Below are 17,388 nucleotides of genomic sequence, written 5' to 3'. Positions count from 1 at the left end.
ATATTTTAATATATTATTTACTTAAGTACTAGTAGTATAATATTGTCTATAGTCTTGAAATAAGTGTGTTATTTTTATATCTTTTTAATGCAAGACTTCTTGTAAAAACAAAACCAAAAAATCGGAGATTAGAAATTATGAATCTTTCCCCTCTACAAAGAGTTCGATACGAGTATCAACCAAAGCTTCCATCAATTTTAAGAGAAGCAATTGATCAAGTTGTACCTGTTAAAGGTGAAGCAACAGCTCCTGCTTCAGATAAAGAACAAATTAAAGCTTTATTTGAAAACACTTATGGATTAAATAAGATTACTTTTGAAAAAGGTAATAATGAAGAAATCAAAAAACAAGTTAATGTTGGTGTTATTTTATCAGGTGGACAAGCTCCTGGTGGACACAATGTTATCAGTGGTCTTTTTGATGCTATTAAAAAAGCAAACAAAGAGAGCAAATTATATGGTTTCAAAGGTGGTCCAAGTGGTATTATTGAAGATGATACAATGGAAATTACTAGTGAATATTTAGATACTTTTAGAAACACAGGTGGTTTCGATATTATTGGATCAGGTAGAACTAAATTAGAAACTGAAGAACAATTCGAACAAGCTAGAGTAACATGTGAAAAACATGGCATTTCAGCAGTTGTTATTATTGGTGGAGACGATTCAAATACTAATGCAGCTGTATTAGCTGAATATTTCTTAAAATCAAAAGCTAATATTCAAGTTATTGGTTGTCCAAAAACTATTGATGGCGATTTAAAAAATGATGAAATCGAAGTTTCTTTCGGTTTTGATACTGCAACAAAAACATATAGTGAATTAATTGGTAATATTGAAAGAGATGCTAACTCAGCTAAAAAATATTGGCACTTTATTAAAGTTATGGGAAGAAGTGCTTCTCATATCGCTTTAGAATGTGCATTAGAAACACAACCTAATATTTGTCTAGTTAGTGAAGAAATTGAAAAAAATGAAACTTCCCTTTCTGGCGTTGTAGATTATATTAGTAACATTGTTGCAGTTAGAGGTAATAATGGCTTAAACTTTGGTGTTATTATTATTCCTGAAGGTCTAGTTGAATTTATTCCTGAAGTAAAAGCTTTAATTGGTGAATTAAATGATTTATTAGCAAATAAAGCTGTTGAATATGCAAAATTCACAACTAGCGAAGAACAAATTAACTTTATTTTAAATAATGTAAGTGAAGCAAGTAGTAAAGTATTTAGTATTTTACCTTCTGGTATTCAATTACAATTATTAATGGATAGAGACCCACACGGTAACGTTCAAGTTTCAAGAATTGAAACTGACAAACTATTAATCGAAATGGTTGCTAAAAAATTAGAAGAAATGAAAAAAGAAGGATCTTATACTGGTAAATTCAGTGCACAAAATCACTTCTTTGGATATGAAGGCAGATGTGCTTTTCCTTCAAACTTTGACGCAGACTATTGCTATAGCTTAGGTTTCAATGCATTTATGCTTATCGCTAGTGGTTTATCAGGATATCTTTCAAGTGTTAAGAACTTAAGTGCTCCAGCTGATCAATGGATTGCAGGTGGTATTCCAATAACAATGATGATGAACATGGAACAAAGACACGGTGAGAAAAAACCTGTTATTAAAAAAGCTTTAGTTGAACTAGATGGTGCTCCATTTAAATATTTTGAAGCTCACAGAGAAGAATGGGCAAAAGATACTTGTTTCACATTCCCTGGTGCTATTCAATATTATGGTCCTGAAAGTGTTTGTGATTTAACAACAAGAACATTAGCTCTTGAACAAGAAAAATAATATAATTTATTTTTATATATTTAAGGTTTGGTATTTTTACCAAACCTTTTTTTTTAAAATATTAAGATATTTAAATAAATCAATAATATCTTGTATTTCTTAAGGTAAACATTTATAATCCATATTTATGAAATCAAAACATAAAAATATGCTTCCCCCCGGGATAAGGCTAATAATTGGTTTTGCTTCAATAATTATTATTGGAGGGGTATTATTACTTTTACCAATTAGTCACCAGGCAGGAAAGAGTATAAGTGTTGTAAACTCCTTTTTCATATCAGCTAGTGCTGTATGTGTAACTGGACTTTCAACAATTGATGTTGGAAATACTTTATCTATCTTTGGATCTGTTGTACTAGCAACATTAATCCAATTAGGTGGTTTAGGTTTCGCATCATTTGCTGTTTTCTTTTTAATGATAATAGGAAACAATCTTTCTTATTCTAATCTATCTTTAGCAAGAGAGTCCCTAAATACAATCCCAGGATTTGATATAACACAATTAGTTAGAACGGTTATTTTAACTTCAGTTATTTGTGAAACTTTAGGTGCTCTACTATTTTATCAAGTTTTTAAGATTGATTATGCCACATCAAGAGCAATTGGATTATCTATATTCCACTCTATTTCTTCATTTAATAATGCTGGATTTGATTTATTAGGAAATTTTACAAGTATTTCTAATTATAGTAATAATCTATTATTAAATTTAACTACAGCTTTATTAATTATTATTGGAGGTTTAGGCTTTTTTGTAATATATGATGTTTTTTCATATAAGAAAAATGGAAGACTTAAAACACATACAAAAATTGTATTTACAATGACCTTCTCGCTTTTAGCTTTTGGAACAATTTTCTTTTTCTTTAGCGAAAAAGATATTACATTTTTACAAGCTTTTTTCCAAAGTGTAACAGCAAGAACAGCAGGATTTAATACTATTGAAATAAATAAATTAAGTAATGCAGGTGTTGTTGTTATGATGTTTTTAATGTATGTAGGGGCATCTCCTGGTTCGACCGGTGGTGGTATTAAAACTACAACAATGTTCACAATTATATTATCAATAATTAGAATTCCAACTCATAATAATGTAAAAGCTTTTTATAGAAAAATATCTGATTCTTCTATTATTAAAGCCTTCTTTGTAGCTACTTTAGCAATGTTTGCTATAATTATTACAGGCGGTATAATATTTTCAATAGAAGGAACTGCTTTTAGTTTTGAAGAAGTTATTTTTGAATGTGTTAGTGCTTTTGCTACTGTTGGATTGTCTATGGGAATAACAACTAAATTAGCAGCATCAAGTAAGATATTACTAATTATATTGATGTTTATCGGAAGAATAGGACCTCTAACTATTGCTTTTAGTTGGAGAACATCTCAAAAGAGATTCCACTATATAGAAGAAAATATCCTAATTGGATAAAAAGGAGTAAATTATGGCAGATAATAATTTGTATGGAATTATCGGAGTTGGCCGTTTTGGTTTAGCTCTAGCAGAGAATTTATTAGAAAATGGAAAAACAATTATAGCTATAGATAAAGACCAAAATAAACTATACCCTTTGAAAACTAGTGTAAATCAACTAATTCATATGAGTGAAGTAACAAAAGAATCACTTAAAGAAGCTGGTATTGCTGATTGTGGTACAGTTATTGTATGTATTGGTAAAGATACTGAAGCTAATATTTTAGCAACCCTAAATGCAATTGAATTAGGAGTGCCAAGAGTTATTGCAAAAGCAATAAGCAATGATCATAGTAGAATTTTAGAAAAAATAGGAGCATCTGTTGTAAACCCTGAAATTGATATGGGAGCAAAGCTTGCTAAAACATTAAGTGCTAAATTAACTCTTGATGTTTTACCTATTGGAGAAGATTTTTCAATTATTGAAATTGCAATTAATGATAAATATGCTAATAAAAGTATTAAAGAACTAAATTTTAGAGCTAAATTTGGTATTAATATAATAGCTATTGTTAGAGAAAACAAAGCAAATGGTTATATACTTCCTGAAACTGAATTACATGAAAATGACATTCTAGTTATTAGTGGGAACAATCATGATATAAGTGCTTTTGAACAGCAAAATTCCAGATAATATGAATAAAAAAACAATAATTATAGCAGGAAGTGGAGTTTTTGGAACAGCTATTGCTGAAAGATTAGCTTGGAATACTGAGAATAAAGTATATATTTATAGTCGTAACGATGATATTGTAAATGAAATTAATGAAAATCACAAAAATTCAAAAAGTTTCTCAACTCGTTATATAAATAAGAGAATAAAAGCATTTAATGATTTAGAATTTTTTAATAAAGCTGATTGCATTTTTTTAGCTATACCATCTAAAGCAATTTTATCATTTTGCACCAAGATAAAAGATTTTGTTAAAGAAGATACTTTAATTATTAATCTTGCAAAAGGGATGAGTAATGAAGGTGCTTTTATTACTGAAAAACTACCTTTCAATAGAAAGGCTAGCATGAAAGGACCAACCTTTGCAATTGAACTATTAAATGGATTCCCATCTGCATTTACTTTTGGGGGAAATGAAAAAGATTATAAAATCGTAAAAAACTCTATTTTAAAAAATACAGCTTTAACACTTGATTACACAAAAGATATTAGGGCAGTTGAATTATTAAGTATATTAAAGAATATGTATGCAATTGCTATTGGATTAGTATCAGGAAGATATAATTCTCCTAATGTTGATTTTTTAATTTATACAAAAAGTGTAAATGAAATGCGAAAGTTTTTAGAACTTTTTAATTGTGATAGCAATACTATATTTAAATATTGTGGTATGGGTGATTTAGGACTTACTAGTTTAAATGACTTATCTAGAAATAGAACTTTAGGGCTTTTGGTTGGTAAAGGTTTCTTACAAGACAATAAAAGTACAACAGTAATTGAAGGTTATAGAACTATTAGATTAATGTATGATAAAACAAAAGAAAATCATATAGAAAATGAATACCCAATAGTTACAGCTTTATATAAATTAATGTATAAAGAAGAAGATCTTACAGAATATATAGGTTCTGTTTTTGCTTAATAAAAATCCTCTCTAATTTAATAATATATTTATTAAAATTGAGAGGATTAATCTATAAATAAATTTGTATTATTGAGCTATCATAACCCCATCTTTTACAATTGTACTAACTTTAGCTAACAATTCATCACTTATTTCAATGTTTAATTCTTCAGCTCTATCTAAATTTAATATGAAATTAAATTGAGATATATCATCTAGATAAATACAACCAACTTCACTAGGTGTTTTACCATTGATTAAAACTTCAATTGCATACTCACCACTAATTCTACCAAATTTATAATAATCTAAACCAAAACTCATTAAGAAATTAGTACCTTCACTACTAGTTGTATCACTATTAAATAATGGTAAATCATATGTATTACAAACTTGATCAACACTAGCTATTGCAGAAACAACTGTATTATCATTACCAATATATATACCATCAACTCTGTCAGCAATAGTTAGCATAGCAGTTTTTACTTCAGCTGAAGATGAAATACTAACAGCAATTAATTCAATATTATTCATATCACAATATTCTTTTGCTCTTTCATAAATAGCTACACCATTAGATTCATTACCACTATATATCATACCTAATTTAGAAATATTAGCTAAAGAGACAAAAGTATCTAATTGCAATTCAATAGGGTTTCTATCACTAACACCAAAAATATTGGTTGCTGATTCATCAATTAATCCAGCACTTTCAGGATCAGTAATTGCTGAAAACTGAACAGGTGTTGAATCATTTTTATATACTTGAGCTAAAGCTTGTGCAGTTGGGGTCGCAATACCTATAACTAAATCTTTATTACTATCTTTAAACAATTTAGCAATTGAAACACCTGTAGATATTTCAGCATTGGCATTTTGTAAATCAAAATCACTATTAATACCTTGTTCATTAAATACATCCATAATTCCTTGTTCAATTGCATCTAGTGCTGGGTGAGCAACAAATTTAGATATTCCAATTTTATAAACTTTTTCACTACTTTCTATTTCTTTAGTACCATTAGCAAATAATGTAACACTTGCTAGACCAATTAATAATAATACACTTGTAATTTTTTTCATAATTAAATCTCCATTAATTGATTGTTACTATATAAAGAAACAAAAATATTGTCAATGTACTTTTACATAGAAACACAAAATAAATAATAAAAGATGCATTACTGCATCTTTTATTCGTTATCTTAATAAAGATTTTGGGATTTCAATTAAATTATCTTCACTTTTTCTATAGAAGATAGCAGTGAATCCAATTACATAAATTAAATCACTTTTTGTCTCTAATGCTAATTTATTACTTAATTCTTTAATAAATTCTTTTTTAGCTTGAAATCTAACTTTTACTAACTCGTGGTGTAATAAAGCTTGATCTAATGCATAAATAACATTATCACTTACACCATCTTTTCCAACCATTACAATAGGATCAATATTATGCGCTTGGGCGCGTAAATAATTTCTTAAATTACTTTTCATAAAGATGACTTTATCAACCTTTATGAAAATTAGCAATACTTAAAAACTTATTTAGTAATTAATTCTATTATTTATATAATTTTGCAACCTCGAATCTCTTAATTTTCTTAGTACTTGTAGTTGGTAAAGGCTCTTTTGTAATTAAAATCTTTTCAATTCTCTTATAAGGTTGAGATTCTTTGTTTATCTCTTCAATAATTTGATTAATTCTCTTTTCAGCTTTTTCATCGCCTTCTTCTTTTACCCAATCTTGATTTGGATAAATTAAAGCTCTAATACCTTCACTCTTAGTTGCTTCGTTTTTAATGAAAGGAACAATACAAATTTGGTCAATTTCATTATATAATTGGAAATGGTCTTCAATTTCTTCTGGGAAAACATTTTTACCACCTTCGGTAACTATGATATTTTTTGCTCTACCTGTTAAATATAAATACCCATTACTATCAATATGTCCTACATCACCTGTACATAACCAACCATCTTTATCTAGAACTTCATCAGTTGCTTTTTTATTTTTGTAATATCCTTTCATTACAACAGAACCTTTAAGATATAGAACACCATTACCTTCTTTATCAGGGTTAACAATCTTTTGCTCTAAAGTTGGAATTAATTTACCAACAGATGATTCAATATATGCATAAGTTGGATTTAAGTGAGTGATAGGACTTGTTTCTGTTAAACCATAACCTTGTACAAAATCAATACCTAATTCATTAAACATTTTAAATGTAGAAGAAGGTAATGGCCCCCCACCACAAATACAAATTCTATTAGTATCAAGAGATATTTGTTTAAGTAAGAATTTAAACATTTTATGACCAACATTCTTTTTAGTAATTTTCTTTATTACTCCAGATATTCCCATCATAAATCTAATTAAACCATAAAGAATTATACTCTTTTTCTTAACCCCATTTAATAAACCTGCTAAAAGTTTATTAAATAACATAGGAACACCTAAGAACATTGTAACTTTACCAACTTTTAGTTCTTTAAGTACTTGGCTAATTATAAGTCTTTTACCGAATATTACAGAAGCTCCAACACTAATTGCCTCAATAAATACAGCAAGCATAGTATAAGCATGATGAATAGGTAAAATAGCATAAAATACATCAGTTGGTAAAATTTCCATATTAAATTGTGCTAAATAACAGTCACTAACTAAGTTTTCATGAGTTAGCATAACTCCTTTTGGAGTACCTGTTGTTCCACTAGTAAATAAAATAGCAGCAATATCCTCACTTACTGGTTTATAAGCTTTTTCATCTAAATCACCTTTTACTAAGTTATTTAATATATATTTCTCTTCATCACCAATTTCTAAGGAAACTCTTTTTAATAAACCCAACTTATCATCTTTATCAAGAACATCAACTTTATTCTTATCAGCATATAAAGCTTTTACACCAGCAAATTTCATTAATTTCTCTATTTCATGATCTTTAAGATTTGCATCTAACGGGACTACAATACAACCTGCATAAAGAATTGCTAAATAAGAAATTGCCCATTCAACACTATTCTTACCACACAATGCAATTTTATCTTTAGGTTCTGCATATGTTAAAATATAATTTGCAGCAGATACTATTTTTTCTCTCGCTTGAGTATAATTGAATTCTAATTCGCTTGGAACAAATTGCCTAAAACATGAATTATTTTTAAATCTTTTTACTGAAATATCAAACATTTCGACAACAGTTGGCCACTCTCCATTAAAATCTTTACCCTTATAATCCTCAAAAAAAGTTATTGGATTATGTCTTGTTGTATTAGGCATAATTAATCCTCCATAAATTATTACTTTTATATCTCATTGTATGATAGCAAAAATTTATTTTCAAGCTTTTTAATTACAAATTGTCACTTTATGTTATTGTGTCAATTTAAAGTTATATAATTAATTATTTATTACATAAATACAAATAAATTTATAAAATACTTTCTAATAATTGAGTTTATGTTATAATTACGCATATATTATAATTAATGGAGTATAGATGAATTTTAATGAAGCATGTTTAAATTATCCTATAATCATATTAATAATTGATCCTAAGACTGGACAAATAGTTGCTGCTAATAAAAAAGCGTCTTCAATTTATGGATATTCAATTAATGAATTATGCAATCTAAAAATCCAAGATATAAATATATTAACAAATGAACAAGTTAAAAGAGAAATGCAAATTGCAAAAAATGAAAATAGAAACTATTTTCATTTCCCTCACAAAACGAAAGATGGGACAATTATTGAAATGGAAGTTGAAAGCTATCCAACTGTAATTGATGGAAAGACACTTCTTTTTTCTACAATAAACCCTTGTACTACAAGAAATTATTATAATAATATTGCAGATCAATATTTTGAAAAGTCAAAAGATTCAATATTAGTTTTAGACCAGTCCCTTAGAATTATTAATTTTAATAAAACCTTTATTAAAACATTTAAATATAAAAAGAAAATAATTGGTAAGAATCTAATTACAATTTTACAAACCAATGAAACAGATAAATTAATTATGTTAGAAAAAAAGCTTATTAATGGAGAAATATCTAATATTTCTATCAGTTTCACAAATTTTCCACAAAAAATTTCACATTTTAACATTTTTGCAATACCTACTTTTTTTAGAGATAACTTCTTCGGAGCTATTATAACTATTAAAAACATTTCAATAGAAATTCAAAAACAAAAAGAGATTGCAGATAATTATAAAAAAGCACTAGAAGAAGCAGAAATATTTAGAAAAGAGAAAGATTCATTTTTTACTAGAATGTCTCATAATATGAAAACACCTTTAACCGCAATATTATCCTACAGTGAATTTGGCATAAATGAAAATGACGATACTAATAAAAAAAACTATTTTAAACAAATTAATCAAAGTGCTTCATATCTATTAGGATTAGTAAATGACCTACTTGAAATTAATATGCTAGAAAAAAATCAAATCCATTTAAATGTAAAACCTATTTCTAAAAATATTTTAATAGATCGTATTTTAGGAATAATTGAGCCACAAGTTAAAAAGAAAAATATAACTTTAATTAAAGAATTTGATAAAAATATTTGGCCATATCATTTATTTGACATATTTAGATTAGAACAAATTTATTTAAACATTTTACAAAATGCTGTTGATTTCTCAACTAACAATTCTACAATAATTTGGAGAAAAAAATATATAAAAGATGATTTTGGAAAACCATACTTTTATAATGAAATAGAAGATCATGGAATAGGTATTAATGAAGAGTTTTTACCAATTATGTTTGACCCTTACACAAAGGAAATAAATCAATCATCAAGAAATGGATTAGGCTTAGCAATAGCCAAAAATCTAATTATACAACACAAAGGAACTATTTGGTGTGAGAGCCAAAAAAATATAGGAACCACAATATTTTTTAAAATCCCTGCTAATGAAATAAGTGAAGAAGAATATAATAAATACACTAAAACAAAATTTTTACAAAACAAACTAAATAATAAAAAGATTTTAATTTGTGAAGATAATCCTATTAACTCCAAAATTATTAACAAAATACTCACATCATTTAATATAAATTGTGATCATGCTATTAATGGACAAGAAGCAGTTGATAAAGTAAAAAACAATGATTATTTTGCAATAATTATGGATATTCAAATGCCTATTTTAGATGGCTTTTCTGCAACTAAAAAAATTAGAGAATTAAGCATAGAAACTCCAATTATTGCATTATCTACAAATTTTCTCTCTTCAGATATTGAAAAAGCAAAACAAATTGGAATGAATGATTATTTGTACAAACCTATTGATAAAAATATACTTATTAAAACTCTTTTATCATTCTTGCCAAAATAAAATTATAAATTATTTTCTTTTTTCCTTATTCCCTATTTATGTTTATTTAAATATTTGTAATTATTAGATGAATATTTTAAATTATTTAATTGTTATAAAATAGGAAATTAATATGGAAACATCATTTATAAATATAATCCATTCTATGGAAAATTACACAAATTTAGAAAAAAACATTAATCATTACACTACTAGAAACTATAGACTAGATCGAATGGAAAAATTATTATCCTTTTTTAACAATCCAGAAAAATCATATAAAACAATTCATGTTGCAGGAAGCAAAGGTAAAGGTTCAACTAGTAAATTTATTGCATGTTGCCTAAAAGATTTAGGATATAGTGTTGGAATTTATGCTTCCCCTCATTTATTAGATTATAGAGAAAGATTCACACTTTGCGGAGATTTTTTTTCAGATGACACATTAATAAAAGTTGGAAATTATATTTTAGACAATATTAAAAACTTTACTTTTAAAGATGAATGGGGCGAGACAAACCCAACTACTTTTGAACTTTTTACTCTTTATGGTTATATGCTTTTTAAAGAAGCTAATTGTGATTATGCCGTAATTGAAACAGGCCTTGGTGGAAGATTAGATGCAACAAATACAATAAATCCTGAAATAAGTGTTATTTGTCCTATTGAATTAGAACATACAAATATTTTAGGTGATACTATTAAAAAAATAGCATGTGAAAAATCTAAAATAATTAAGAGTAATAAACCTGTTGTATGTGCTACATTAAAAAAAGAAGCTAGAAAAGTTATGTATTTAGAAGCTAAAAACAATAATAGTAATATAAAATTTTTAGAAGATGAAGTTTTAAGTATAAATTCCAATACTACCAAAGATTTTGAAGAAGTAGAAATTAGTTGGAAAGATAATACTCAAACATTACTAAATTTAAACCTTAAAGGCTCAGTAATGGCACAAAATGCTGCTTTAGCTATTTTATGTTTAAAACAACTAAACCTATATTCTCCTACTATGATAGATGCTATAAATAATGCAACTCTTTTAGGAAGATTTCAGTTACTTCAAACTAAGCCTGATTTATATATTGATGCAGCTCATACTAAAACTTCAATTGAAGCATTAATAGAATCTATTAAAAAAATTGAGAACAAAGATAAATGTACTGTTATTTTTGGTTCATTAATTGATAAAGATCATAGATCAATAGCTCCTATCTTACTAAATAACTTTAAGCACATTATTTTAAGTAGACCTGGCACTTTTAAAAAGAGCAATATGAATGCACTTTTAGATTTATTTAATGAATTAAATATTAATAGTAATATTGAATTAATAATTAATGGGGAAGAAGCACTTAAAAGAGCAAAAGAAATAACACCTATTGATGGGTGTATCTTAACTTGTGGATCTTTTTATTTAGCGAGTGAAATTGCTAGTGCCTTTTATAATTCAAATAAATAAATCATAATGGCAAATTTGACAAAATCATATTAAAGATTTCATTATCTTTATCAAGGCATCCAATTCTAATTTTATTCTGATTTAAAGTTCCTTTAATAATTAAATTATTATTTTCAACTTTAAAAAAAGGATTTTTTAAATTAGATAGAAACAATAAATGCCCAAATAAAGATAATGATTTTATAAAATCTTCATCTATATTTTCACTAAAATAAATATCATAGCCTATCCACCCCGCTTGATTACACATCTCAAATGATTTCTCTATTTTTATTATTTCCATTTTTTACCTTTATATACTTTCACAAATTTGTTTTATAGCATTATAAAACTCATCAACCTCTTCATAAGTATTAAAATAAGAAAGACTAACTCTAACACTTCCCTTTTTTGCATTTGTAAGAGATTTATGAATTATTGGAGCACAAAGGAGACCAGATCTTATAACTATTTCAAAAGAGTTTTCTAATATATAAGCAACATCAGTAGGATCTAATGTATTAATATTAAAACTTAATAAAGGCCCTTGATTATACTTTTCATCTGTATAAATTATAATATTTCTAAGACTTTTTAACTTTTCATAAAGATATTTAATTAAATTATTTTCATAACTTTGAATCTTCACTATTCCTTCTTTTAAAATATACTCACACCCACTATTTAAGGCGGTTATACCAACAATATTCTGTGTTCCAACTTCAAATTCTCTATTGTATTTATCTACTTTTATCATATGTGAGTTAGTTGAAGTCCCACCAAATTTAACTTTTTTTAAATTAACATTATTCCGTATATAAAACCCACCAAGGCCACTAATACCAAATAAAGATTTGTGAGCTGTAAAAATTAATATATCAATGTTAGCTCTATTAACATCAATATCGATACATCCACAAGATTGAGAGGCATCAACTACATATATTAAATTATGCTTTTTAGCTATTTTCCCTATTTTTACTATATCTTGAATTATTCCAGTTACATTAGAACAGTGATTAATAAATATAGCTTTAGTATTTATTTTAATTTGCGATTCAAGCATTTCTATATTAACCAACCCTAAAGAATCACTATTTATATACTCTATATCTATTTCATCATAATAATTGTATAAAGGTCGAATTATACAATTATGCTCATTTTTACTTACAAGTGGTTTCGTTTTATATAAATCTAAACCACTAATAACCATATTACTAGCTTCAGTTGCACCTGAAGTAAAATAAATATTCCCACTATTATCATTATTAATAATTTTAGAAATATTTTTTTTACATAATTCTATAATATTACTGCTTTTCCAATTAGACCTATTTTGACCTACAGGAATATCCTGTAGGCTTTTATTTATACTTTCAATTACACTTTGGGGTTTAGGGTAAGATGTTGCTGCATTATTTAAATATAACATATCTAACCATTTACAATTTCAAAATTTAGTAGAGATGCTACATCATTTAATTGTTTTGTATAATCACCAAAAATTAAAACTTGATGATGTCCAAAATTCATAATGTTATGTATATATTTTCTAGCATCATCTACTTGAATATAGTAATAAGGACTACAGTAATAATCAGTATATTCACTCTTTAAAACATTACCAGTTTTTAGTAACATTTTTTTCCCTGTTGGATCGAATCGGCATATTGTAACCTTTTCACTTTCATTTTGTGCAAAATCTATTTGAATTTTTCCTCCAAAATTTTGCCCTGTAAAACTATAAATACTATATTCAAGATCTTTCTTATCATATCCATTCATTTTCAAGCAAGGGACTGAATGATGTAAAGTAATCATTTCATCATTTTCATACAAAGGGTTCCCCATAAATGCAGGTTTCTTAGAGCTATACATCATAATTGTCATAGCTAGTAATGCATTTAAATCCTCTTCACACCCACTTGGTATTTTTTCATCTTTAAATAAAGAATGAGCAACACATGGTACAAATTTTCGCTCTTGAGGAATTTTAGAAACACAAAGTTCGACACAAGCGGTAGAAAATGCATTACAATTATAGAATTCAAGCATTTTTTTAGCTGCTAAATAATATTTAATATCATTTATAAAGTACTCTTTCTTTATTCTATTTTCCTTAGAGTTATTTAGTAATTTATCATTTAGACTTTTAGCTTCTTCATCACTTATTTGATCCATCCATTTAAAAATATCTGTAAATGGTTTTTTTACAACTTCAAATCCAAAATTACTTCTTAAACCTTCTAAATCTTTTATATTACTTAGTAATCCCCAAGTTGGAACTTCCCCTGCTGTTAATATTAAAGCCCTAGTCTTACTTAATGCTTTTTTAACCCATAATTTATGTAAAACCTCATTTAACTCATTTGTATCAATAGCATAATAAGCTTCTCTATTTATACTTCTTAAATATGCACAAGTATCAGCTCCACTTACAGCATGAGTATATGAAATAACAGGTTTATTAAATCTCTCAATTTTTGGTATACGTTGATTTAGTACCATAATACAGTCAGTTTCATTAATATCTTTATTTATTTTATCAACAATATCATCAGCTACTACAAATGTTTCATAATACGGTACAAAAACAGGTTCTAAGACATTAATTTCAGGATTTAGGTACTTCAATACTTCTTTACATTTTTCATAAGTTAGTTTGGCTCTTTTCATTTCTATTTCTGGCATCATTTCTTCTTTAATACCACCCCTGCAAGGGCCTTCCCAGAAACCACTATGAACTAATACACCCATTAAGGGTTTAACATTTAATTTACAATCCATTGCCTTTTTAATCATAAAATACTCCATAAGTTTTATTTATGCTTAGAAGTATAAAATGCATTATTGTAGAAATCTTATTGGATTTTTAGAAAAACTTATGAGATATTACGATTTAATTAAATATTACCCTTTCTATAATTTCTAGGATTAGTTAAAGTGTTTTTTTTGAAAGCTGAGTTAAAACTAGATAAGCTATTATATCCACATTCTCCTGCTATTTCTAATATAGATTTAGAGGTAGTTCTAAGTAATAGACAGGCCTTATTAATTCTAATCAAATCTATATATTGAATTGTAGTCATGTTCATCACTTTTTTAAAAAAAGTACAATAATAATTTTTACTCATATTAGAAATACTAGCTAATTCTTCTAAGATAATATCTTGTTTATAATTATTATTAATATATTCTATAGAATCCCTAATCTTTTCAAATTCAAATTGTTCTTTAGTTAATATACCACTACATTCATTAACTTTATTACATCTATAAATAATAGCTAATAATTCCATTAACTCGGATCTAATAAATAATTGATATCCAGCAGTTTTATTATTGTATTCAGTTTCTATTTCTTTAATTAAATTAAGTGCAATTTCTTTATAAATGCCATCAAGTTTTATTTGATTATTATCCCTTATACTATTTTGATAAAAAGGCTTTAGATATTCTAAATCTCTAATATCATTTGAAAATATAAAATCTGGATTAAAAGTAATTATCTTCATATCTAAAAAACCATTTGAAATTGCCATATGATGAGATAGATTGTTAATTATATATAGATCTCCTTTATTCATTAAATAAGTTGTATTATCTATAAAATTAACACCACTACCATCTATTACATAGTTTATTTCTAAACAATCATGATAATGTAAATAATCATATGTCTTTTTATCTTTATTTGAATTAAATATTTTAAAAGGAAAGTTAGTATCTAATAAAAAATCTTCTTTCTTTGAATTAAATTTAGTCATTTAGCCCTCTAGTTTTTGATATTATATAACATATATATATTATTAGCATTAATTAAATTTTGTATTTCAGTATTCCATTTTATATATATATGCACTACCACTATCAATTTCAATTTCAGAATCTAGAGGAGCTCCAACTAAAACATTGTTTGAATTTATACTTATAGAGTCTCCAAAATCATTGTTTATATATTTATCTTCACTAGGAGTAAATTTACAATACTTTTTCCACCCTCCATCTACTTCTCTCTTATATACATAAACAGCATTAGTAGACTCACCCTCTTCACTAAAACTTAGTTTACCAATTATGATTGTATCACCATCAATAGAAACAGAAGTTCCAAATTCATCGCCATCATAACAATCATCTTCTTGAAACTTAAAGCTTTCAACCCAATTTACGCCATCATTTTCAAATATATAAGCACTACCAACTGAGTCATTCTTACTATTTTTATTATGTATAGCACCAACTATTATTATATCATCATATATATCTACAGAATTGCCAAACATATCACCTTTATTAATATCTTCACTTTGTATTTTACCTATTTCACTCCAGCTTGAGCCATTTAATTCATAAATATATATACAACCAGCATCTTCACCATTAGTATCATTATATGGGGAACCTACAACTGCAAACTTATCGTTTATTGCAACAGTTGTACCAAATTGATCATTAGAATTTAAATCACTTGGATTAAGTTTAATAACTTCTTTATAGATACCCTCTTCAACTGTATATATATAAGCTGCACCAGATTTATTTTGATAGCTAGGAGCTCCAACTATAGCTATATTATCAGACAGATCAACATCAATGGCAAAATCGTCATTTTCTTCATTAGATGTTAGAGTCTCTACATAATCCCAATCTGTATTATATTTATAGATATATGCATATCCTTTATTATCTAAATTATTATAATTATTTCCTATAATTATAGTATTATTATAAATATCCACAGAAATGCCAAAGTTATCATTAACTGCATTATTTATAGCAGTTAGCTCTTTAATTTTATTCCATTTATCTACTTCGTTTTTAAAGATATATACAACCCCATTATTATTTTCTTCTTCACTTGGGGCACCTACTATAAAAGTATCACCGTATATAGAAACATCAAATCCAAAAACAGCACTCTCATTTATTTCTTCTATTACTATTTTTTCTTCATTAAAGAATACAGATCTATCTACATCAATAACTCCAAGGGACTCATGATCGTTGAAAATATGCAAAGTATTATTAATTAAATTGTTCAAAAGAGTTTCATTACTAGATGGGAGAAAATCAAGACTTACAAGATAAGTTCCGACATGTAAATCTGAAATATTTTTATTAATGGTTTTTATATTATCAATAGAACTTATATCTTTTACATCAATTTCAAAAATTTTATCACCACCAAATCTAGAATTTAATACAAGTTTTAGTCTTTCAATGCCTATATCATCATCTACCCAATTTACAGTGAGATTAAAATCACCCTCACCTTGATATTCAACCATCTCCATTTCAACTCTATCTAATTCTATATAATCTTTTCTTATTTCTATGTTTATAGTTTTAGTTTCAACTTTTTCATTATCACTATTATACCCATCTATATTAATAGTCCAAAACCCATGATTTACATTTACTATATTAATTTTAGATGTATAAAAAGTTTGAGGAACAAAAGATTCTCCCCTATCATTTACGCCAGTTACTATATATTTTGTGATATTTAAATTTTTAGTAGTCGGAACAAACATGTTGTTATTAATATCTATAATATCAAAAACAACTCTACTCTTTTTTATATCTATATCATCATCAAAAGGACATGATGATAAAATCGTAATTAAAATAAAACTTAGTAGAACAAAAATACAATTTTGTTTATTCTTTTTCATTTAATTATCCTTTATAAATAATCGCAAATGATAAATTAATATTTTATTAATTTAACTAACATAACTAAATTTTGGAAGAT

The 17,388-nt window shown here is 26.4% G+C and carries 14 protein-coding genes; 6 read left to right on the top strand and 8 right to left on the bottom strand.

Annotated features, from left to right (window positions below):
* The first annotated feature begins 137 nt into the window (after positions 1-137).
* From ACPKM0_RS03140 to ACPKM0_RS03125, 4 genes are all read left to right on the top strand, one after another.
* Positions 138-1,796, top strand: a complete 1,659-nt coding sequence (locus ACPKM0_RS03140; protein ID WP_472473349.1) for a diphosphate--fructose-6-phosphate 1-phosphotransferase — start codon at positions 138-140, stop codon at positions 1,794-1,796.
* A gap of 127 nt (positions 1,797-1,923) precedes the next feature.
* On the top strand, positions 1,924-3,225 hold the full coding sequence (locus ACPKM0_RS03135) for a TrkH family potassium uptake protein (RefSeq protein WP_472473348.1): 1,302 nt from the start codon (positions 1,924-1,926) through the stop codon (positions 3,223-3,225).
* A gap of 13 nt (positions 3,226-3,238) precedes the next feature.
* The gene (locus ACPKM0_RS03130) at positions 3,239-3,901 is read left to right on the top strand and encodes a potassium channel family protein (protein WP_472473347.1); all 663 of its coding nucleotides are present in this window, start codon (positions 3,239-3,241) and stop codon (positions 3,899-3,901) included.
* A complete protein-coding gene (locus tag ACPKM0_RS03125; protein ID WP_472473346.1) occupies positions 3,879-4,862 on the top strand; it encodes an NAD(P)H-dependent glycerol-3-phosphate dehydrogenase in 984 nt (327 codons plus the stop codon). The genes ACPKM0_RS03130 and ACPKM0_RS03125 overlap by 23 nt, the downstream gene beginning before the upstream one ends.
* Before the next feature lie 69 nt (positions 4,863-4,931).
* Here the strand turns inward: ACPKM0_RS03125 and ACPKM0_RS03120 are convergent, their stop codons facing one another.
* From ACPKM0_RS03120 to ACPKM0_RS03110, 3 genes are all read right to left on the bottom strand, one after another.
* On the bottom strand, positions 4,932-5,933 hold the full coding sequence (locus tag ACPKM0_RS03120; protein WP_472473345.1) for an ABC transporter substrate-binding protein: 1,002 nt from the start codon (positions 5,931-5,933) through the stop codon (positions 4,932-4,934).
* A gap of 117 nt (positions 5,934-6,050) precedes the next feature.
* On the bottom strand, positions 6,051-6,347 hold the full coding sequence (locus ACPKM0_RS03115) for a YhbY family RNA-binding protein (RefSeq protein WP_472473344.1): 297 nt from the start codon (positions 6,345-6,347) through the stop codon (positions 6,051-6,053).
* Positions 6,348-6,414: 67 nt separating this feature from the next.
* Complete coding sequence (locus ACPKM0_RS03110; protein ID WP_472473343.1) at positions 6,415-8,136, bottom strand: AMP-binding protein; 1,722 nt, start codon at positions 8,134-8,136, stop codon at positions 6,415-6,417.
* Positions 8,137-8,356: 220 nt separating this feature from the next.
* On the opposite strand from ACPKM0_RS03110, the gene ACPKM0_RS03105 reads away from it, so the two are divergent.
* Positions 8,357-10,207, top strand: coding sequence for a hybrid sensor histidine kinase/response regulator (locus ACPKM0_RS03105; protein ID WP_472473342.1), 1,851 nt, complete (start codon positions 8,357-8,359; stop codon positions 10,205-10,207).
* Positions 10,208-10,319: 112 nt separating this feature from the next.
* The gene (locus ACPKM0_RS03100) at positions 10,320-11,648 is read left to right on the top strand and encodes a bifunctional folylpolyglutamate synthase/dihydrofolate synthase (RefSeq protein WP_472473341.1); all 1,329 of its coding nucleotides are present in this window, start codon (positions 10,320-10,322) and stop codon (positions 11,646-11,648) included.
* Position 11,649: 1 nt separating this feature from the next.
* On the opposite strand, the gene ACPKM0_RS03095 is transcribed toward ACPKM0_RS03100, so the two are convergent.
* The 5 genes from ACPKM0_RS03095 to ACPKM0_RS03075 all read right to left on the bottom strand — a co-directional run bounded on the left by ACPKM0_RS03095 (position 11,650) and on the right by ACPKM0_RS03075 (position 17,308).
* A complete protein-coding gene (locus tag ACPKM0_RS03095) occupies positions 11,650-11,931 on the bottom strand; it encodes a hypothetical protein (RefSeq protein WP_472473340.1) in 282 nt (93 codons plus the stop codon).
* A gap of 9 nt (positions 11,932-11,940) precedes the next feature.
* Positions 11,941-13,062, bottom strand: a complete 1,122-nt coding sequence (locus tag ACPKM0_RS03090; protein WP_472473339.1) for an aminotransferase class V-fold PLP-dependent enzyme — start codon at positions 13,060-13,062, stop codon at positions 11,941-11,943.
* 2 nt (positions 13,063-13,064) lie between these two features.
* On the bottom strand, positions 13,065-14,432 hold the full coding sequence (locus ACPKM0_RS03085; protein WP_472473338.1) for a hypothetical protein: 1,368 nt from the start codon (positions 14,430-14,432) through the stop codon (positions 13,065-13,067).
* Between the two features lie 101 nt (positions 14,433-14,533).
* Positions 14,534-15,397 carry an AraC family transcriptional regulator gene (locus ACPKM0_RS03080; RefSeq protein WP_472473337.1) on the bottom strand — a complete coding sequence of 288 codons (864 nt, stop codon included), beginning with the start codon at positions 15,395-15,397 and terminating at the stop codon, positions 14,534-14,536.
* A 66-nt stretch (positions 15,398-15,463) separates the two neighbouring features.
* Positions 15,464-17,308: an FG-GAP repeat protein gene (locus ACPKM0_RS03075; protein WP_472473336.1), complete on the bottom strand. Its 1,845-nt coding sequence runs from the start codon at positions 17,306-17,308 to the stop codon at positions 15,464-15,466.
* Between the last annotated feature and the right edge of the window lie 80 nt (positions 17,309-17,388).

It is taken from the genome of Pleomorphochaeta sp. (assembly GCF_050031695.1).
In the GTDB taxonomy this organism is placed as follows: domain Bacteria; phylum Spirochaetota; class Spirochaetia; order Sphaerochaetales; family Sphaerochaetaceae; genus Pleomorphochaeta.
This window is presented reverse-complemented; position numbering and strand designations above follow the sequence as displayed.